Here is a 20,636-nt window from a genome sequence, read left to right as displayed (position 1 = left end):
TTTACCAGCGCGACCGCTTCAGCTTTTCGGGCTGGAGCACGCGGATGCTGGTTCCGCTGATGTCGATGAGTCCGTCGCTTTTAAACTCGCTCAGGGTGCGGATCAGTGATTCGGTGGCGGTGCCGACCATGGCGGCCAGGTCATCACGGGAAAACTGAATCACCGGCTCACTTTCGTGGTTTTGTAAATTCTGGTGGAGCCTTAGGAGCGTGTCGGCCACCCGTCGGCGCAGCGAATCGTAGGCCATTTCCAGCAGTTGTTGTTCGCGCTCGGTCACCCGGTTGGCCAGCAACTGCACAAAACTCCGGGCCACTTCCCCGTCGCGCGAAAGGAGATCGATGAAGATTTCCTTCGGAATGTACACCAGTTCGGAATCTTCCAGGGCCACCGCCGAATCTGTGTGATCGGTTTGCTCCAGCAGGCTCACATACCCGAAAAAGTCGCCCGTCTGGTACAATCCCGTAATAAATTCCTTGCCATCCGGGTTGGTTTTGTAGGTTTTCACCCGGCCACTCTGCACAAAGTACAACCGCATCGGTTCGTCGCCTTCCGAATACACAAACTGCTTTTTGCGGATCAAATGCCCTTTCCGGTCCACGGTCAGCGAATCGATGCCGGTCAGCGTCTGGGCATCGTCCAGAAATTGAACCAGACCGTCTTTGGTCGATTCGTAGGCCGGTCGCATCTGGTCGAAGCGTTTCAACCGCCCTTCCACCGCGTTCAGCAATTCAATTTCATCGAACGGTTTGGTCAGGTAATCATCGGCGCCCATTTCCATGCCCCGGCGGAAGTCGGAACGCTCGGTTTTGGCGGTCAGGAAAATGAACGGAATGCCCGACAGAACCGGGTTTTTGTTGAAAATGTGCAGCACGCCGTAGCCGTCCAGAATGGGCATCATGATGTCGCAAATCACCAGATCGGGCCGGGTTTCGAGTGCTTTCTCCACGCCGATCTTGCCGTTTTCGGCCGTCAGAACGTGGTAGTTGGCGAGTTCCAGAATTTCGGCGGTATTTTCCCGAATGTGACTGTTATCTTCAATGAGCAGAATCGTCTTCATGACTGAACGAAATGGTTACGGTGGTTCCCTGGTTAAGCTGGCTCTGGAAGTCGATGGTGCCGTTCAGTAGGGTCAGATACTGCGCGACAATGTGTAATCCCAAACCCGTTCCCTGAATCGCCGTGACGTTTTTGGCGCGGTAAAACCGTTCGAACAAATGCTTCTGATCGTCGGCCGACATGCCGATGCCCTGATCCTCGATCGACAGGCGAACCCGACCGTCGCGGCACCGGAAACGAACCCGGATCGGTTTATTCTCTCCGGAATATTTAATGGCATTCGACAGCAGATTGGCCAGCATTTTGCGAACCAGCGACGGATCCAGCCACACGTTTCCGACACAATCCGGCTCGGTTTGAATGGTTTGACCGGGTTTTAACAGGCCCTGCACATCCGCTATCACGCTGGTTACCAGCTCATCCAGGTCGAACAGAGCGTAAGACGCTTCGATTTTTCCTTCTTCCAGTTTGCCAACCGACAGAAATTCTTCCAGAATGTCGTTGAGGTGATTCACTGATGCCTTGATGCGCTGGATGTGGCGGTTTCGTTTGTCCTGCTGCTCCGTTGTCGTGTATTTATTCAGCAAATCGGCCGACGTCTGGATCGCGCTCAGGGGCGTTCGGAATTCGTGCGATGCCATCGACACGAAGCGGGATTTGAGTTCGCCCAGTTCGCGCTCGGTGGTCAGGGCTTTTGAAAGCTCGTCTTTCGACAATTCCAACTGGTGCAGTGTCACCATGAGGGCGTTGGTCCGGTCGGCTACTTTCTGTTCCAGTTCGGCGTTCAGTTGTTCGATGCGGTTTTTCTGTTCGATGAGCACCTGCTCCGCTTCTTTTTTGTAGGTCGTATCGATGATGTAGGCAACTACATACAGCTCACTTTCCCGGTAAAAATAACTCAGGCTGATTTCGGCCGGAAACAGCGAACCGTCCTTGCGTTTGACGTGCAGATCCCGGCCGTGGCCCATCGGGCGTACTTCCGGCCGGACATTAAACGACTTCCGGAGGTTTTGGTGGAGGTGAACCAGCGAGTCGGGAACGAGCAATTCGATGGGTTGCCCCACCATTTCGGCTTCCGAATACCCAAACAGTTTCAGCGCATAGTGACTTACCGAAAGCATCCGGCCCCGGCTGTCGGAGAGAATAATGCCGATGGTGGCGTTGGCAAAAACGGCAGAAAATATATCGGTAATCATGCGGTTTGTCCGGAAACTGGCAACAAAAGAGCGTCTAGCGGGATTGGATGCAAGTTAAGCGGGAAAAACAAGCCGCTACCTGACAAAAATCAGTTCGGGAACCAACCTATCTCATGGTCGTTGGGGCGGCAAAGCGGCAATTTTGGGTAGTCTGTTTAGAGTTTATGATTTCCGGGTTGATAGTTGGCCCGCATAGGCCGCTTAAGTAACGTAAACCGTAAACTTTGAACCGTAACCCATGATTAGAATTTATGAACTCTACCCTTTTTCGGCCCCTGATCGTTCCCGCCAAAACCGTGGTTCTGCTGGTGTTTGTCCCTAATTCCGGGTCGCAGCAGGATTCGGTCAATCAGTTGCTGGACCGGGTCGGGGCGGTGTTGGGCGATCACATTCGGATCACCCGCGTTGATCAGGTCGTTCATCCTGAAGTGGTCAGAAGCTTCGGGGTTCACCAGTTGCCATCGTTCATTTTGCTGAAACAGGGCATCGAGATCTGGCGGCACAACGGGCTGATGGACGCCCGGGAGTTGATTCGCACTCTGTCGGTGCAACTCCAGGAAGAGGAAAAGTAGTAACAAGCTGGTTGAGTTAAGTGGGGAGAGCCCTGGAAGGGCGGTCTGTCAATAGTCAATCGCATTCATCCGCTCGTGGTAGCTCCGGAGGAGCGGTCAAAAAACATCTTCAGGCCGCTCCTCCGGAGCTACCACGAGCGGATGGATGCGATTGACAGGACAGGTCTCCGGCCTTCATTCAAACAACTCCTAAATCATTGCAATCTAGTAAGCGTAAATAAAGTGCCGTGTAATTCTGACTTAGCTGTTCGGAAACGTACCCTGAAAGCGTGTGATGGGAAAACAAAACCCTGCCAGGGGTCTGAACCGCCCCGGCAGGGTTCCCATTTACCATCTTACTCAAACGTACTCAACTAGTTATTGTCGTCCGTGTCCGTGGCTTCCGGTTTTTCCGCTTCTTTTTTGGTATCCGCCACCAGGTCCCGCTTATCGATGTAGTCCAGCAGTTGCTGAACGTTCTTGTTGGCGGGGTCCAGTTCCAGCGTCTTTTGCAGATACGGAACCGCCTGGGCGATGTCTTTTTCGCGGTAATACTGATAGCCGATAAAGCTGTTGGCTTCAATCAGGTCTTTCTTCGACACCTTGGACGAATCGGCACTTTCCAGAAAAGCCTGGTAATACGTAATGGCCCGCAGACCGGCGCTGTCGTCTTTCATATACCGATTGACCCGCGCCCGCCAGAAGGGACCCCGGTCGTAGGTGGGATTGACCTCAGTCAGTTTGGCAAAAGCCGAGTCGGCTTTCGGCAGCAGCGTGCTGTCTTTGTTGATGGAAAACCCGAAATACGCACTCCGGCCCACGTTGTAATAATCCTGACCCACCACGCGCTGGTTGTGTTGCTGCTTCCACTGGACGCCCTGTTCGTAGGCCCGGGCGGCCTCGCCGTAGTTTTTGAGGTCTTTATACTGAATCAGGGCGATTTCGTCGAAGTAGTTTTTGGACGTGTCCGCCGTGGCTTTGTTCAAAAACACCAGTGCCAGCGAATCACTGACGGTTGTCGTGTCGGCGCGGTTGGCATAGGCCCGGCCCAGAGCCGCGTAGTCCATTGTAAACTGGTCTTCTTCTTTCGAGTCTTTCAACACCTGTTGCATCAGTTCCAGGGCTTCGTCATACTTTTTGTAGTCGTCCGTCACGTAGGCGTAGGCATACATGCGCCGGACGGCGTTGCTGTTTTTCAGGAGCGACTGGTCTTTGATTTTGGCCAGGTAGTCCATCATATTCTTATAATCTTCGCTCAGAAAAGCCAGCTTCGTGTAGCGCAGGATGGTGGAATCAGACGATTCCGAGTTGTCCACCATTTTTTTGTAGTTGTAGGCCGACGACCGGTAATTGCGGCTCAGGGAATAGAGATCGCCCAGGTTTTCATAGGCTGGCGTAAACGTCGAATCGACGCCGAGGGCTTTGACGAAATAATCACGCGCGGTGTTGTAGTTTTTCGACCCTTTGAAAATATAACCGATGTTCGTCAGGACGTCCGGTTGCTGAGCGTCGAGCTGCAAAGCCGATTCGTAGGCCGACACCGCTTCACCACCCTGGTTTTTCAGGCGCAGCGCGTCACCTTTCACGACATAATACCCGGCTTTTTTCTCCACTTTTTCGTTGGATAATACCTTGTCGATCAAGCGCAGGGCTTCGTCGGGGTTCCGGTTTTTGTCGATGAGAATATTCATTTCGGCCAGGCGGTGGAGCCAGTCGGGGTGTTTGCGTTTGGCTTTTTTCTCCACTTCCGCCCAGATCGTTTTGGCTTCGTCGGCTTGTCCGCGCAACAGCGCCACGCCCCCCAGTCCGATTTTATTCAGGTAATTCTTTTTATCGAGACCGGCTCCTTTCTGGAAAGCCAGTTGGGCCGAATCGGGCTGATTAGTTTGCAGGTAATACCGGCCCAGAAAGAAATAGGAGTCGGGAGAAGGCTGGCTGGACACGGCCTGCCGGTAGAGCTGACCCGCCTGCTGGGGCCGGTCGGACTGGAAGTGGGTGATGGCCTGCTGGATCGTGGCATCGGCGGATTGGGCTACCGCCGTACGGCCCGCCAGAAGCGTCCCGATCAACGAGAATAGGATGTGCTTTTTCATGGTGTTGAGCGTTTGCGTGGATGCATTTCACCGGGAAAATCCCGGTGGGATGGACTGCAAATTGCATGAGAAAGCTAAGAACGGGCTTAATAAAACCTTAGAATTGCCTTAGAGCCTGCGGACATCTGTGGCCGGAAAACCCTCAGGTTGCTTTCGGTGTCGCAGCCGGTTCGTTGGGCATAGCCTGGTGGGTTTCGGCCAGAAAACCTTTTTTCAGGTGTTCATACATGGAGTGCGGATCCACCAGCGAGGCCACCAATTGCGCGGTCATGCCGCCGAGCAGCAGCGGGAAAATGGCGGAATGGCGGTCGGTCATTTCCAGCACCAGAATGGCCGCCGTAAACGGCGAACGCACTACGCCGGTCAGAAAACTCACCATCCCGACCAGCACCACAACGGTAGTTTCCTGCTGGTCAATCGTTAAGACGTGCGCGATCAGTTCGCCTAAAATGGCTCCGGCGCTCAATGAGGTGGCAAAAATTCCCCCGGCACCTCCGCTGCTGTAGCTCAAAACCATGCCCATGATCCGGGCCGGAAACACGTACCAGGGCACTTCGCCGGGGTGGTGAAACAGCAGGTGATTGATGAGCGGTTTGCCGGTTCCGGCGGCATCGATGCCACCCCAGTAGATCAGGGCCGCAAACAGGAGGCCGCAACCGATGACCCAAATCACCTGCTGCGGCACGGTTTTCCAGGTTTTCCGGTATTGGTTAATTTGCACCAGCAGTTTGCCAAAGAGCGCACCGGCCAGCCCGGCGATGAGCGCTGTGACAAAGGCCACGCCCAGAAAAGACAGGCCGGTGGTGGGAATGGCGGGATAGCCGAGGTACAGATAGGAACCCAGCAGGGCCTGCGCCGTCATCCCGGCAATGATGACGGCGGTAAAAACGGCGGTTCGGTAGAGCGTGATGTGCGTGTGCGTCAGTTCTTCCACCACAAACACGATACCGCCCAGCGGGGTGTTGAACGCGGCCGCCAGCCCGGCGGCTCCGCCGGTGACGAGCACAATTTGGCGGGATAGCTGCGGCCAGCCCCGGGGTTGCAGGCGGTTGATGAGTTGAAAGAGTGAGGCCGAAATCTGAATCGTGGGGCCTTCGCGGCCGATGGCTCCCCCGCCGAGCAGCAGAATCCCGCTGCTCAGGATTTTGACGACGGCAATCCGAAGGCTCAGCAGATACGAAATTTTGGTGTGATGGGCGGGCGTAGCCAGGTCGATGGCCGCCATGAGTTGCGGAATGCCGCTCCCACGGGCGGCCGGAGCCAGCACCCGAACCAGCGCCCAGGAAAGCAAAAAGCAGAGTGGCGTGAGCAGGAAAGCCCAGGCCGGAATCCGCTGAAACCAGGTTTGAAAGGTGGCTTCTGACCAGGCAAACAAGCGTTCGTACCCCACCGTCACCAGGCCCGTCAGAAGTGAGGCAATCCAGAACGGAATGGATTGCAGCGTGGTCCGGCGGACGCGCTCGCTGTAAATGGATCGGACAAAACGGTTGTCGAAACGGGTTAATAGCTTCTGGTACAACGAGGGCTGGTTTTTCATCAACAATAGAAACGTTCCGACGGTCTTTTTAATAAAGCTTGAAAAAGAACGAATTTTAAACGCTTTCCAATCCAATAAGTTATTCATTGGGCCAAGTCCTGATGCGTTGCTGAAAGCGGTTTACCAACCTGTTTTTTTTGATCTACGACCCGAAACGGTGGGCTGGTGATGACCGCCAAAGCTGTCGAACACCGATTAGGCAGACCTTAATACCGGATTAGATTTTGCTTAGAACCCGGTTTTTTGGAATAAAAATTGCGTTTTTTAAAATAGATTCAACCCGGTTCTGGTGTCATCTTCTTATTGAGAAAACCGGAAAGCATCAGATTAGCTCCTAAACCTACCGACGTTATGTTAACCGAAGAGCGGAATCAAGCCCGAAAAGAACGAAGTTCGACCTGGGATACCATCCGCCATTTCATCCGTGACCGGTTCAGTCTGGATGAGGATAAAGCGGACGAAAATGAAATCATTCAGGCCATCAGCCGGGGAATAGAATTCCGGGGCACCAATCTGTGGGCACTTATTTTTGCTATTCTGATTGCTTCCATCGGGTTGGATGTTAACTCCCTCTCGTTTCTTTTTGGAGCCATGTTGATCTCTCCCCTGATGGGTCCGATTATGGGCATTGGGTTGGGCGTGGGCATCAACGACCTGGATTTGATCAAACGAGCGTTCAAGAACCTGTCCATTGCTGCCATCATTAGCCTCATTACGTCCTCGCTGTACTTTCTGATCAGCCCGTTGCAGGTGGCCCAATCCGAATTGCTGGCTCGGACCTCGCCCACCATCTGGGATGCCATTATCGCTTTTCTGGGTGGCCTGGCGGGAATTGTCGCAGGTTCGCGCCGGGATAAAGTCAGCAACGTAATTCTGGGTGTGGCCATTGCTACGGCTTTAATGCCGCCCTTGTGCACGGCTGGTTACGGGATCGCTCACGGGAATCTGTCGTATTTCGTTCGGGCCTTTTACATGTTCCTGATCAACGGCGTTTGCATCAGCCTGGCGACGTTTCTGATCGTTCGGCTTTTGGGGTATAACCAGAAAGAATACCCCAGCGCGGCCATCGAACGACGGGTTAAAAACACCATTCTGGCGGCTGTGCTGGTGGTGCTCGTTCCCAGCACGTACCTGGGCTACCAGATTGTTCGGAAAACCATCTTCGAGCAGTCGGCCAAGCGGTTTGTGACCAATGAGGGCAATTTTCAGTATCGACAGGTGGTCAATTACACAGCGCGTTACCAGCCGGATGGAAGCCGTATCGAGCTCATGGTGGTGGGAGAACCGCTGCCACCCGACTCGATTCAGCTCCTGAAAGCCAAGTTGCCAGCCTACGGGTTGGGAAATACGTCCCTGATCATCAGACAGGGAGCTTTGAAAGATGCGGAAGTTGATGTCAACACCATTACGTCTACCGTCACCGATCAGATCATCAAATACAGCCAGGGGTCGATTGCCCGCAAAGACCAGACGATCGATTCGCTCCGGAATTACATTGAAGCCACGCAATCGGCCCATTTGCCGGTGGCCGATTTGCGCGACGAACTCAAAACCCTCATGCCCGACGTGCAGACGTTCACAGCCGCCCGGTCGCTTGTCATGAGCCGCACCGGCAACCGCCCGGATACGGTTTTACTGGTTTACGCCAAATTTAGCCGCCGACACCGGCCCGCCGAAAAAAAGCGCATCGAAAACTGGCTGCGCAGCCGCACCAAGAGCCGGAAGATCAAGTTGATTGTGGAATAGCTTTCGGACAGACGTCAGATAACCGCATTCTTCTCAAAAATCTGCTGAATCCGGCTGATTTCGTCGGTATAGATGGTCTTCTTTCGGGTGCCAAAATACAGCGTGTTTTCAATGACGTTCGTTCCTTCCCAAACCAGTTTCACCAGCCCCCGATCCATCTCGTCCCGGCACAGAAAATCCGGAATGATCGAAAAGCCCTCCCGGTCGCTCAGACACCGCACAATGGAACAGATGTTTGGCACAATGTAGTTGGGCTTGAAATCCGGGTGACGGTTGAAATTCAGGTGCCAGAACCGCCTGAGATGATCCATGTCGGCGGCTGTGCTGTACCAGACCTGCTGTTTCAACCAGACCTCGGCTTCGCCAAACTTTTTCTGTTTCAGCAATGAGTCCAGTTCGGCGGTTTGCGACCGCGCACCCCCGATCAGCACAATCCGCTCTTTTGAAAACGGCTGGTACGTGAGGTTGGTTTGCGTGCCTTTCTGGGGTGTAATGATCAGATCCAGCAAGCCTTTGTCCAGATCGTGCTGCATTTCGGTGTATTCCCCAAACTTGATGATGACGTTGAACGGCAACGTGGCGATGTGCGGTTCCAGCGTAAATTGAAACGTCTCGAAGCACATGCCGATGCTGATGGTTGCCCTGCCGGTTCTGGAGCTTTTGTGAAACTGCTGTTCGGCGGCTTCGAGCTTGCTGATGGGCTCCAGAATGAAATTATACATGACTTTTCCGCGTTCCGTCGGCACCATTTTCCGGGCTGCCCGGTCGAAGAGTTTGTAGCCCGTGTGGGCTTCCAGCGAATTCAGGTGCAGGCTGACGCCCGGTTGTGAAATATACAGGGCCTGGGCCGCTGCGGTCAGCGAGCCGGTTTCGCAGATGGCCTTGAACGTCCGAAACCATTCCAGATTGGCAATCATGATCTATCAGTTTTATGATGCAAAGCTACTATTTAACTTATTTTTATGATACTGGTAGGGCCATTACTTTTGCATCGACATAAACGAAAAACACCCATGAAGAATATATTTGTGATCAATGGCGGTCAAAAATTTGCTCATTCGGGCGGGGCATTCAACCAGACGCTGACGGGCTGGACCGTCGATTTTCTGCGTCAGCATCCTGATTTTGCCGTAAAAGTGACCAACGTCAACGAGGATTACGACCCGGTTGAAGAAGTGAAAAAATACGTCTGGGCGGATGTGGTGATTTACCACACGCCGGTCTGGTGGTTTCAGGTCCCCCACCGGCTGAAGGAGTACATCGACGTCGTGTTTACGGCGGGTCACCAGCAGGGCATTTACGTCAGCGACGGTCGTTCGCGGAAAAATCCAGCCATCAACTACGGCACGGGCGGAACGCTTCAGGGGCGGCAGTATATGCTCACCACGAGCTGGAATGCGCCGGAGGAAGCCTTCACGCTGCCCGGCGAGTTTTTCAATCAAAAAAGTGTCGATGAAGGTGTTATGTTTGGTTTTCATCGGATGAATGCTTTCACGGGGATGGAGCCGCTGGAAGGGCTGCACTTTCACGACGTGGAAAAGAATGCGAACATCGAACGGGATCGCCACCGGTATTTAGCCCATCTGGAGCGGGTGCTGTTGAGCGATTCCGTGGTGGCTGCTTAAGGCGGTTTTTGCGCAAACCGACCGGAAGACGGGTTGAGTCGCTTGGAAGATCGATCAGGACGGCGTAATTTGTGGACACCGACTTTGGGTGTCTCCCCGCCCATTCGACTAACTCATTCCCCATGCGTGATCTGGTTTTCCTCGGACTGACTTTATTGCTGGGCATGGCCCTGCTCGCTACCCTGGCGCAACGGCTGCGGATTCCTACACCCATTTTTCTGGTAATGGGCGGTCTGTTGACCAGCCTGATTCCGGGTGTGCCGACGCTGACCATTGAACCGGACCTGATCTTTCTGGTATTTCTGCCCCCCTTGCTCTACGAAGCCGCCTGGTTCATGTCCTGGCGCGAACTCTGGCGCTGGCGACGGATCGTGCTGGTGCTGGCCTTCGGGCTGGTTGTGCTGACGGCCACGGCAGTGGCCTATGCCTCAACCGCCCTCATTCCCGGTTTTACGCTGGCGTTGGGCTTTTTACTGGGCGGTATTATCTCTCCCCCGGATGCCGTGGCCGCGACGTCGGTGCTGAAAGGCGTCAACGTTCCCAAAAGTACCCTGAGCATTCTGGAAGGCGAAAGCCTGATTAATGATGCGTCCAGCCTGGTGGTTTTCCGGTTTGCCATGGCAACGGTTATTTCGGGAACCTTCGTCTGGCAGGAGGTCGGCCTGAATTTCGTTATGGTGACGGTCATGGGCGCGGTGATCGGCCTGGCGGTGGCGGGTGTATTTTACGCAATCCACCGCTGGTTATCCATTCAGCCCCGAATCACGATCCTGCTGACGTTCATTGCACCTTACATCATGTACCTGACCGCGGAGCAGTTTCATTACTCAGGAGTCATTGCGGTTGTGAGCGGAGGGCTGTTTCTGTCAAACCACAGCTCGCGGCTGCTCAACCACACGGAGCGGGTGCAGGGGCTGGCGATGTGGGCCACCGTCATTTTTATCATCAACGGGCTGGTGTTTGTGTTGATTGGCCTGGAATTGTCCGTGGTGGTAAAAGAGCTGGATGGCCATTCGCTGGCGGATGCAATTGGCTACGGTCTGGCCATATCGGCCCTGGTTATCGTCGTTCGGCTGGTGTTTGCGCAGTTTGCCATGGTATTTACCGAAATCGTAGGGCGGTTTATTCCCGTTGCGGTTCGGAATGTGGGTTGGCGGGGCCCCGTCGTGCTGGGGTGGGCGGGCATGCGGGGCGTCGTTTCGCTGGCAGCCGCCCTCTCCATTCCGTTAACCCTGCCCTCGGGTGGCCCATTTCCCGAGCGATCCCTGATTTTGTTCATTACGTTCGTGGTGATTCTGGTGACGCTGGTGTTGCAGGGACTGACGTTGCCGCTGGTCATCCGCTGGGTTCATCCGAAAGAACTGATTCCGCGCCTGGCCGAAGAAAAACAGGAAGCCACCATCAACCGCCAGTTGCATGAAGCGGCATTGCGGGAACTAACACAACAGTATACCATCGCGGACAACCACCTGCTGGTCAATTTGAAAAACCGGCTGGAAAGCGGTTTACTCCTGAATCAATACGTTTCTTCCGACCGCGACGACCCGTTGCTGACTGACTACAACGACGCCCTGGCCCGTTTGCACCGCATCAAGCGCCAGGAACTGGAGCGGCTCCGGCACCAGGAAGAGTTCGACGTGGACGTGATCCGGAAAATAGAAGCGCAGCTCGATCTGGAAGAGGAGAAAAGCAATCACGCGATTCGGTAACGACATCCGTTTTCAATCCGCTCTTTGTCCCGTTAAGGGCTCAACAGCAGAGCATTAGCCGAAGTGCTATCCGACCTCTGATTCGTTAGGAGCTTAACAGCGTAGCGTCGGTAGAAAGTAGTTTTCTCCTCTGTCCGCAGCGTGCCGTAAGGCACGCGACAGCGCCAGTTTTAAGTTACCGACACAACCAGTTGCACCGGTTTTACCGGCAAAAGGCTCTCACCGATGCGGAAGGCCGCCGTAAATTCCGCCAGTCCGTGGCTCCCGCCGTTGACGAGTTTACGCGCCTGCCTAAGATCGTTTTCGAGCAGTGCTTCCTTGATTTGTCGTTCTTTCCGTTTCAGGAAAAGCGCCAGAATGGCCGCTGCTACGTCGGGTTTGTTGGCCAGCGCCGGATTTCCGATTAGATCGACACCCAGCTCTCTTCCAATCGACTGGTAGTTGCTGCGGCCGGTGAGCTGGATGAAGCCCCGGCCCTTGAACCGGTCGCCGTCGGGCGGCCCCTGATTGCCCAAATCCCGCCGGTTGTCGTACAGGTCGAACGGTTTTCCGCCCGGCGATGTGTTGAAGCGCGATTTGCCTTCGTCGATGGGTTTGAAACTGGCGGTTTCGGCCCGAATGGTCGATAGAGCCATGAGCACCATGTTGCGGTCGGTGAGGTCCTGCTTTTTCAGGGCGTCAAGCACGAAGGGGAGGTGCTTTTTGATGTTGTCGAGGGGGGTAAGCGGAAACATCCGGGACACCACGCCCACGGTGATCTGCGGCAGCACGGAGTCGGCGGCCACGGCTTCGGGTGTGGGTTCAAAACCGAGTGCCCGCAGGGTTTTGAGACCAACGATGCCATCGGCCAGTAATCCTTCGCTCCGCTGAAACGCGATAACGGCAGCTTCGGTGCCGGTCCCGAAATCGCCGTCGATTTTGCCGGGGTTGAAACCCAGGGCTTTCAGTTTTTCCTGGAGCCGGACGACGTCTGCGCCGGAGGAGTTGAGCTGTAATGGTTGCATGAAGGGGAAGGTTTAGAAACTTGTGGAAATGTGTCCAAGTTCGCTCATTTTCAGAGCAATGGAAAACCGTTCACACAAAAGAGGGAGGCCGTCTGACGAGTTTTAAAAGCCCTCCCGACGGATCGAAAGACGGCTTTCGGTTGGCGGGTTTGGTCCGGAAAAAAGAATTGCCGTTAATTCACGCGCGGCAAGCGAATCCGTGGGTATGATCCGGTCGATGGCGTCTTTACTTTGTCGTTAACCGTAACCTCCTTCCGCCGTGCGACTTCGCCTGAATCGATTCCTTCTGTTGCTGCTGGTAGTCCATGCCTTGCCCCTTCAGGCCCGGATTGTCCGCATCGAAATCACCAGCCGCCAGTCGCCCGCGTTCGAAGGGCGGGTGTTTGGACCGGTGGGAACCTACGAAAAACTTCGGGGAAAAGCCTACGGCCAACTGGATCCGAACCACCCGCCTAATGCCGTTATCACCGACATCCGGCTGGCCCCGCGCAACGCCAAAGGAATGGTGGAATACGCGATGGATATTTACATCCTGAAACCGGTCAACCTGAAAACCGGTACTCACAAACTTTTTCTGGAAGTCAACAACCGGGGGGCGAAACTGTTCGGGGGCTTGAACAACAGCCGGGGTGGTAACGACCCGACAACAGCCGATGAGGCCGGTGACGCTTTCCTGATGAACCGGGGCTACACCCTGGCCTGGAACGGCTGGGACCCTTCCGCGGCCTCTGCCAATAACAACCTGACCATTACCGTTCCTGTTGTGAATCAGGCGGATGGAACTCCCATCACCGGCCCTTCCTACGAATACATTTCGTTCGACAATGCCACGTCGACCCGGTATGCGCTGGCGTATCCGGCGGCCAGTCTGGACAAATCCCGGGCAACGCTGACTGTGCGCGACCGTTTGTCGGACACGCCAACGGTAATTCCCGCCGACAGGTGGGAATACACCAACGAGCGTACGATTCGGTTAGTCCCCGAAGGAACGGTTTTTCGGCAGAGTGCCATTTATGAGTTTGCCTACACCGCCCGCGACCCGATTGTGGCCGGCATCGGCTTTGCGGCCACGCGGGATTTCGTTTCGTTCCTGCGCTACGCCAAAGCCGACGATTTTGGCAACCCGAATCCGCTGGCCGACGACGTGCAGTTCACTTTTTCGTATACATTATCGCAACCCGCCCGGTATCTCAACGACTTCCAAACGCTCGGTTTCAATGCCGATGAGCAAAACCGGCGTGTCATCGATGGCATGGAAAACTGGCTCGGGGGCGGCAGCGGCATTGGCCTGAATGTGCGCTTTGCCCAACCTTCCCGCACCGAGCGCAACCGCCAGAATCACTTGTATCCGGAAGCGGTTTTTCCGTTTGCCTACCCGGTTTTGACCGACCCGTTCACCGGAAAAACCGCTGGTCGGCTGGCAGCCTGTTCCGTGAACAACACCTGTTCAAAAGTCTTCGAGATCAATTCTGCCAACGAATATTGGGTAAAAGCCGCTTCGTTACTGCACACGGATTTGCAGGGAAATGATTTGCCCGATCCCGAAAATGTGCGGTTTTTTCTGGTTTCGGGTGCGCAGCACGGCACCGGAAACGCCACGACCGGCGGCATCTGCCAGCAAGTCCAGAACCCAACCAATGCCGAACCGCTGCTGCGGGCACTGTTCATGGCGCTCGACGATTGGGTGACGAAGGGGATAAAACCGCCCGACAGTGAAGTGCCCCGGCGCTCGAACGGCACGGCGGTGGTGGCGATTCCCCGGGCCGGTTCGCAAACCGGGGTCATTCCGCAAGCTGATCTGGGCTGGCCGACGATTCCGGGTGTGACGTATACCGGACTCATCACCACGCGCTACCAGCTTGATTTCATAACCTCCTTCGCGCAGGGAAGTGTAGGCAACTACCCGCCCAGCGTAGCGAATCGACCGACGTATGCCAATTTTGTGTCGAAAGTGGATCAGGATGGCAATGAAATCGCCGGAATTCGACTGCCGCCCGTTGCGGTTCCGGTGGCGACCACCACGGGTTGGGCGCTGCGACGAACCGGTTTTGGCGAAAATGAAGGGTGCGAAGGGGCAGGGCAATACATCCCGTTTAAAGTTACCAAGGCGGAACGCGCGTCGGCCAACGATCCACGCTTGTCGTTGCAGGAACGGTATCAAACGCACGCGGGCTACGTCGAGGCCGTCCGGAAAGCGGCTCAGAATCTGGCGAAACGACGGCTTTTACTGGCCGAAGACGTTCAGCAGTATGTCAAAACCGCCGAAGAGAGTACCGTTTTGAACTAGTGTTTTAACCCCGAAACCTATGAAATTTTCCCTGTTGACTCTGATCGGCTGCTGGCTCGGATTGCTGCCGTTTAGCCTGGCACAGCGGGTGGCCGTTCGGACGGCCAATCCGTCGCCCCAGGCGGTTTATGCGGCTGAACAGTTGAAAAAGGCACTGCGGGAACATCACTACACGCTTGGTTCGGAACCGGTCGAGTATTCTATCCTGCTAAAACTGGATGCGGCTACATTCGGCCCGGAAGCCTACAGTATTTCCCGGAACGGCAAAACTCTTTCCATTACGGGTGGTGACGGGCGCGGGCTGATTTACGGCAGTCTTTCGGTGGCGGAGGACTTGCGGAATGGGGTCGGTTTGCCGCAAATCAAGACTCAAAATGAACGCCCGGCCTTTGCCTTTCGGGCCATTAAATTCGACTTGCCCTGGGATACCTACCGCCACAGTTACGCCCTCGATCTGCATTCCGAAACCTGCCGGGATACGACTTACTGGAAAGCGTTTCTGGACATGATGGTGCAAAACCGCTTCAATGCGCTGAGTCTGTGGAACCTGCATCCGTACCCGTTCATGATCCGGCCCAAAAATTTTCCGGCCGCGACGCCCTTCAACGACCAGGAATTGAAGGAGTGGCAGACGCTGTTCCGGGCGATTTTTCGGATGGCCCACGAACGCGCGATCGATACGTACCTGATTCCGTTTAACATCTTTACCAGCCCGGAATTCTCGAAAGCCTACAACGTCAATCCGGCCTTAAACAACCTGACCCATCACCATTTTATCGACGGTGATACGTCCGAAATCGTCAAACGTTACACGCGGGAATGCGTCACGCAGGTGCTTCAGGAATACCCCGAACTGACCGGTTTTGGCCTGACACTGGGCGAAGCGATGGGTGGTATGACGCCCCAGCAGCGCGAAAACTGGATGAAGGCGACGATTATTGAAGGCATGCGGCTGGCGGGTCGGAAAACGAAACTGATTCACCGCATCCCGTTTTCCAGCACAACCGGCTCACTCGGTATTACCAGTATTGATACGGAAAAACTGACCCGAAAATCCATCGAATCCGAGGGGGTATTGCCGTTTATCGAAGGGCCGATCTGGGCGGATTTAAAATACAACTGGTCGCACGCGCATTCGACGCCGAAACTGGTGAAAGTACACGGCGGCAAGCTGTACGACACCTATTTTGTGCCGGACCCGAAACTGTATAAAATTACCTGGACGGCCCGGAATGAGGACTTTTTCTGCCTGCGGTGGGGCGTTCCCGATTTCGTCCGGGCGCACCTGGCCGCCAACCGGCAGTCGTACGTGGGCGGTTATTTTCTGGGTTCGGAAACCTACATTCCGGCGAAGGATTACTTCACCAAACCCGGTGGCCCGGTCGATTGGAAATACGCGTTTGAGCGGCAATGGTTGTTCTACAAACTCTGGGGGCGGCTTTTGTATAACCCCGCTACCCCGGATGCGGTTTTCAAGGCCGAATTCACCCGGCGCTATGGTCCGTCGGCGAGCGGTTTGCTGGAAGCCTACGCACTGGCGTCGTCCACCCCGCTGCGGCTGGCTTCGCTGTTCGATTTTACCTGGGATTTTTCGCTGTATAGCGAAGGCATGATGGCGCACGATGCGAAGAAAAATGTCGCCTACATTTCCGCTGACCGGCTGCTGAGCCAGCCGGTTCTCGACCCGGATTACGTGTCGGCCAGTGATTATGTGAAGACTTTGGCTGGCGGTGGCCGGTTTGAACCTACAAAAATTACACCGCCGAAACTGGCCCAGATGCTGGAACAGGATGGTCAAAAAGCACTCCAGTTGGTGAAAACCATCAACACATCGGCCAACCGTTCATTGCAGTATGAAGTCGCCGATGTGCAGGTCTGGGCCAATCTGGGTTTCCATTTGGCCGAAAAACTGAAGGGAGCCGTTGCATTGCAAACGTACCGAACCCAGGGTGGAGAAGGCAATAAACAGGCGGCCGTAAAACACCTGGAAGCCGCTTTGCGGTATTGGGATGCTGTCGTGGCCCTCACACGCCCGTTGTACAACGACATGCCGCTGGTTCATTTTACCGAACAGAAAGGCACCACCTGGGAGCAAAACGAAACACTCCGGTTTCACTGGGAGAAGCTCCGGGGTGATGTGGCCAATGATGTTGAAATTGCTAGCCATGCGGTGTTTCATTCGGAAAAATAAGGGGGCTATTTTATTGTACCAGCCCACGGTTTTAACCCTGGGATCACGCGGTGTTTCGATGAAAATCCGGCGTTAGAAACCGTTCAACGGGTTTGATTATTTGAAATAGCGATCCGCAAAAAGCAGGAACGTTGGCCAGTTTGGGCCGGTGGTGTGTCCTCCGCTGTGCTGGCGGAAAGCAACATCGCCGTCGATCAGGGCAGTTTCGATGGGCGGAAATTCCACTGTACCCATATCTTTTTTGCCCAGCAGTTTATAAACCGGCCCGGCCAGAGCGCCCCCCAGAAACATGCCTTTGGCATCGACCCAGTTGCCTTCTACCTGGGGTGAACCGGAGCTGATGAAAACCGGTCGAGGAGCGCAGAGTGCCACCAGCTCGTGCGCATCGACGGGTAAGTCGTTGGGCGTCAGCGGACCGGCGTATTTGATAAAGTTGCCCGCCATCCAGTGGTATTCGGCCGCAGAAGCGACATTCTCGACCTGCTCGCCAAATTTCCGGCGGTGAATTTTAACGCCCCCTTCGCCCGACGAACCGACAAACGCAATGGCCAGCCGGGGTTCGTACGCCATGGTGACGATGGTGGCTTTGCCGTAACGCGAAAGCCCTTCGATTCCGACTTTTTTAGCGTCCACCGCCTTGTCGGTTTCGAAATAATCCAGGGCGCGGCTGGCTCCCCAGGCCCAGGCCCGCAAGGCACCCCAATCGTCGGGTTTGCGCGTTTGTCCTTTGTTCATCAGCCCGATGATGCCCTGCGTCAGGCCCGCGCCGTTGTCGGCCTGGTAGCTCGTGGGGTACAAAACCGCGTAACCCCAGCCTTTGGCCAGAAGCTGCTGCTGCCAGGTCGGTTCGGGTTTCGCCGGAGGAGTGGTTGCGGGAGGTGTTGGCAGTCGGAAACCGGCTGGAAACCGGAAACCGTAACTCATCATGACCGGAACCGGGCCGGTGGCGTTGGCGGGGGTTGAAAGCGTTAGCTCAATGTCGACCTTGATGGCCGGATGCGACGAATTGTCAACATGCCCCAGCAGTTTTTTCGTAATAACCGGAAAATCACCGTTCATTTCTTTCGATTCGCTGGTCACTTCCCAGGTCACGTTCGGAAGATTTTTCGGCACCCGCCCGTAGATTTCCCGGTCAAAATCCTCCACAATTTCCGGGCGTCGTTGCTGCCACCATTGTTTCGCCGTTGTTACCTTTTTGCCATTTTTCAGCACCAGCGGATCGGGCAAACTGGTGTAGGGCGTGGCTTGTGACTCATCGACGTTCGCGGCATTCGGCGCGTTGGGATTTCCCGATGGGCCGGGTCGCAACGACGTGATCCTCAATTGCTCCAGCATCTTTTTGTGATCCTGTTCCGATTGCTTTTGAATAACCGCCTGGGCCGCCAGAAAGGCTTTTCGGGTGGAATCTTGTTCCTGAGCCACGGCTTGAAAACCGGTCAGGACGAAGAAGGAAAGAAGAAAAGCCGTGTTTTTCATACGAATAAAGCGGGTATTTTAGGAATGGGAAATCAACACGTAAGGAGTAAAAACTAGGGACTGGTCGTGAACGGCGATGCGGGCAAGCCTTCTTGATTGGCTAAATTGGCTCCTTCCGGATTGTCGGCCCAGGCGTAACGAACCGTCGTTGGATTGGGCACCTGATCACTCCAGACCCGGACGGTATTGCCTTTGATGGTTGCCCGCGCCCAGACAAATTTGTTGTCACTTCCTGCAATCGCGAAATGCGTCAGGGGTTTTCCGTCTTTGGCTACCAGCCCGGAACCTGTGTTGGAAAAGGTGAGAACGATCTGGTTTCCTTCCCGTTTCATCGACTGGTACATCGGACCGGAATGCACTACGGTTTTGTCACCATACGCCAGGTGTTCAGCGGCCAGGGCCAGGCGCTGGCCCACGGTTTCTTTGTTCAATGGATGAATATCGTTCCATTCGCCCACGTCGGTCGCAACGACCATGGCGGTATTCGGAACGGACAACGTTTTTCGCTGGGCTTCCCGCAATTCCGCCCACTGGCTCTCTGTGGGCTGGCTGGTAACCGGCAGATAGTTAGCCAATTGCACGAACAAAAAAGGGAAATTTGTGGACATAGACCCGGCCTGCTTCCAGTTCTGCCGCCAGTCGGCGATTACAGCCGGAAAGGTCTGCCGGTATTCGTCGGCGTTGTTCGTGTTGGCTTCGCCCTGATACCAGATGACGCCTTTCAGGGCACACTTCACCAGTGGCGCAATCATGCCGTTGAATAGACCCTCCGGTTTATACTGAAAAAACGTAGTGCCCGGCTGGGCTTCCGCAGTGGCCCCAACCTGATACTGCCAGGGGCCTTTGAGGTTGATGGTTTGTCCGCCCGCGATGAGCTGATACGGCTTATCGGGAATAAAACCGCCTTTTCCGGCGGTATTGATCACCCGAACCACCAGCGTATTTTTTCCCGGTTTCAGCAAATTGGCGGGGAGGGTATAGCGTCGGGGTGGATACTGGTAGCCTATCGTGCCGACAAAGGTGCCATTGATGAACACGGAATCGCTGTCGACAATCCGGCCCAGAAACAGCTTGGCGGGTTTGTTGGTCATTTCAACGGGCACGTCGATTTCTTTCCGGAACCACACCACGCCGTTGCCTTTGGGAACACCCGCATCTTCCCAGAAGCCGGGCAGTTGCATAACGGGCCAGGCCGACGCGTCGTAGGCAGGATCCGTCCAGTTTTTTTTGCCCTGCCAACCTTTGTCCTGCTGGCGCAACCGCCGGTTCCACGCGCTGATCGCTGTTTTCTCGCTTTGCTGAATCCCCGCGACATACGCGCTGTCTTTTAGTTTTTCGACGGTGGCCAGGTGTTCCGGAAACCGTTTCAGGGCGTCGGCACTCAGCCAGGCTTCAGCGGGGGAGCCGCCAACACTGGCGTTGATCAGGCCAATGGGAACGTGGTATTTCTCAAAAAGGGCCTTGGCAAAAAAATAGCCAATGGCCGTAAACCGCAGCACATTCTGAGGGGTGGCGGTTTCCCAACGACCCGGCGGTACGTCTTCCATCGGTGTTTGGAAATTATACCGGGTGGGCAGAAAAAAATGCCGGATCGCCGGATTGTCGGCCTGAGCAATCACGTCAGGATACCGCTCTTTCACCCGCTCCATGGGGATTGCCATGTTCGATTGTCCCGAACAGAGCCAGACGTCGCCGATCAGAATATCCGTCAGGGTGATTTGGTTGTTGCCCTTGATTTGCATGGAATAAGGGCCACCAGCTTTCATCGCCGGCAGTTTCATCGTCCATTTGCCCGTCGGTTCGGTCGTAGCCCGACCGGTTTGCCCATTCAACGTCACTTCGACCAACTCACCGGGTTGGGCCCAACCCCACACCTGAATCGGGCTGTCCCGCTGTAAAACCATGCCGTCGCTGATCAGGAGGGGAAGCCGAATCTGACCGGAAACCGTCTGACAAATGAATACGAAAATCCATCCGAAACGGATTGGCAACCGGATGCGTGCGTAAAAAGATGAGGGTATGACCGGCGTTTTCAACATGGCTTAAATTCGTTGGGAAGATTCCCCGACCATTAGTTCATGGTTCAATGGTCTTAGCGACCGTAAAATACGGGAAATCAGGGGCAGGAAATAGCGAATTTAACCCCTTTTATTTATCCGTAAAGT

Annotated in this window: 14 protein-coding genes; 6 read left to right on the top strand and 8 right to left on the bottom strand. The window is 55.0% G+C overall.

Going from position 1 to position 20,636, the window contains the following annotated elements; all coding sequences use genetic code 11:
• Position 1 precedes the first annotated feature (1 nt).
• Positions 2–1,057, bottom strand: coding sequence for a response regulator (locus F0P93_RS12160; protein WP_150876652.1), 1,056 nt, complete (start codon positions 1,055–1,057; stop codon positions 2–4).
• The gene (locus F0P93_RS12155; RefSeq protein WP_150876651.1) at positions 1,035–2,252 is read right to left on the bottom strand and encodes a PAS domain-containing sensor histidine kinase; all 1,218 of its coding nucleotides are present in this window, start codon (positions 2,250–2,252) and stop codon (positions 1,035–1,037) included. Before F0P93_RS12155 ends, F0P93_RS12160 begins: the two co-directional genes overlap by 23 nt.
• A 251-nt stretch (positions 2,253–2,503) precedes the next feature.
• Here F0P93_RS12155 and F0P93_RS12150 point away from each other — a divergent pair, with 251 nt between their 5' ends.
• Positions 2,504–2,824: a YbbN family protein gene (locus F0P93_RS12150; protein ID WP_150876650.1), complete on the top strand. Its 321-nt coding sequence runs from the start codon at positions 2,504–2,506 to the stop codon at positions 2,822–2,824.
• 353 nt (positions 2,825–3,177) lie between these two features.
• Here the strand turns inward: F0P93_RS12150 and F0P93_RS12145 are convergent, their stop codons facing one another.
• On the bottom strand, positions 3,178–4,896 hold the full coding sequence (locus tag F0P93_RS12145) for a tetratricopeptide repeat protein (RefSeq protein WP_150876649.1): 1,719 nt from the start codon (positions 4,894–4,896) through the stop codon (positions 3,178–3,180).
• Positions 4,897–5,038: 142 nt separating this feature from the next.
• The gene (locus tag F0P93_RS12140) at positions 5,039–6,433 is read right to left on the bottom strand and encodes a chloride channel protein (protein ID WP_150876648.1); all 1,395 of its coding nucleotides are present in this window, start codon (positions 6,431–6,433) and stop codon (positions 5,039–5,041) included.
• 351 nt (positions 6,434–6,784) lie between these two features.
• On the opposite strand from F0P93_RS12140, the gene F0P93_RS12135 reads away from it, so the two are divergent.
• Positions 6,785–8,179, top strand: a complete 1,395-nt coding sequence (locus F0P93_RS12135; protein WP_150876647.1) for a TIGR00341 family protein — start codon at positions 6,785–6,787, stop codon at positions 8,177–8,179.
• Positions 8,180–8,193: 14 nt separating this feature from the next.
• On the opposite strand, the gene F0P93_RS12130 is transcribed toward F0P93_RS12135, so the two are convergent.
• Entirely contained in the window at positions 8,194–9,096 is a 903-nt protein-coding gene (locus F0P93_RS12130) for a LysR family transcriptional regulator (RefSeq protein ID WP_150876646.1), read from the bottom strand.
• Between the two features lie 96 nt (positions 9,097–9,192).
• Here F0P93_RS12130 and F0P93_RS12125 point away from each other — a divergent pair, with 96 nt between their 5' ends.
• Positions 9,193–9,804, top strand: coding sequence for an NAD(P)H-dependent oxidoreductase (locus F0P93_RS12125; protein ID WP_150876645.1), 612 nt, complete (start codon positions 9,193–9,195; stop codon positions 9,802–9,804).
• A gap of 122 nt (positions 9,805–9,926) precedes the next feature.
• Positions 9,927–11,513, top strand: a complete 1,587-nt coding sequence (locus F0P93_RS12120) for a Na+/H+ antiporter (protein ID WP_150876644.1) — start codon at positions 9,927–9,929, stop codon at positions 11,511–11,513.
• A 170-nt stretch (positions 11,514–11,683) separates the two neighbouring features.
• On the opposite strand, the gene F0P93_RS12115 is transcribed toward F0P93_RS12120, so the two are convergent.
• Positions 11,684–12,517: a peptidoglycan-binding protein gene (locus tag F0P93_RS12115; RefSeq protein ID WP_150876643.1), complete on the bottom strand. Its 834-nt coding sequence runs from the start codon at positions 12,515–12,517 to the stop codon at positions 11,684–11,686.
• Positions 12,518–12,776: 259 nt separating this feature from the next.
• Between F0P93_RS12115 and F0P93_RS12110 the strand changes: the two genes are divergently transcribed.
• Positions 12,777–14,804 (top strand): alpha/beta hydrolase domain-containing protein, encoded by a 2,028-nt coding sequence (locus F0P93_RS12110; RefSeq protein ID WP_150876642.1) that lies wholly within the window; start codon positions 12,777–12,779, stop codon positions 14,802–14,804.
• A gap of 19 nt (positions 14,805–14,823) precedes the next feature.
• Positions 14,824–16,995 carry a glycoside hydrolase family 20 zincin-like fold domain-containing protein gene (locus tag F0P93_RS12105; RefSeq protein ID WP_150876641.1) on the top strand — a complete coding sequence of 724 codons (2,172 nt, stop codon included), beginning with the start codon at positions 14,824–14,826 and terminating at the stop codon, positions 16,993–16,995.
• 96 nt (positions 16,996–17,091) lie between these two features.
• Here the strand turns inward: F0P93_RS12105 and F0P93_RS12100 are convergent, their stop codons facing one another.
• Complete coding sequence (locus tag F0P93_RS12100; protein WP_150876640.1) at positions 17,092–18,471, bottom strand: glucuronyl esterase domain-containing protein; 1,380 nt, start codon at positions 18,469–18,471, stop codon at positions 17,092–17,094.
• Between the two features lie 53 nt (positions 18,472–18,524).
• A complete protein-coding gene (locus tag F0P93_RS12095) occupies positions 18,525–20,510 on the bottom strand; it encodes a sialate O-acetylesterase (RefSeq protein ID WP_150876639.1) in 1,986 nt (661 codons plus the stop codon).
• Between the last annotated feature and the right edge of the window lie 126 nt (positions 20,511–20,636).

This window comes from Larkinella humicola, assembly GCF_008727875.1.
Taxonomy (GTDB): Bacteria; Bacteroidota; Bacteroidia; order Cytophagales; family Spirosomataceae; genus Larkinella; species Larkinella humicola.
Note: the sequence above shows the minus strand (reverse complement) of the source record. Positions and strands in the feature narration are given on the sequence as shown.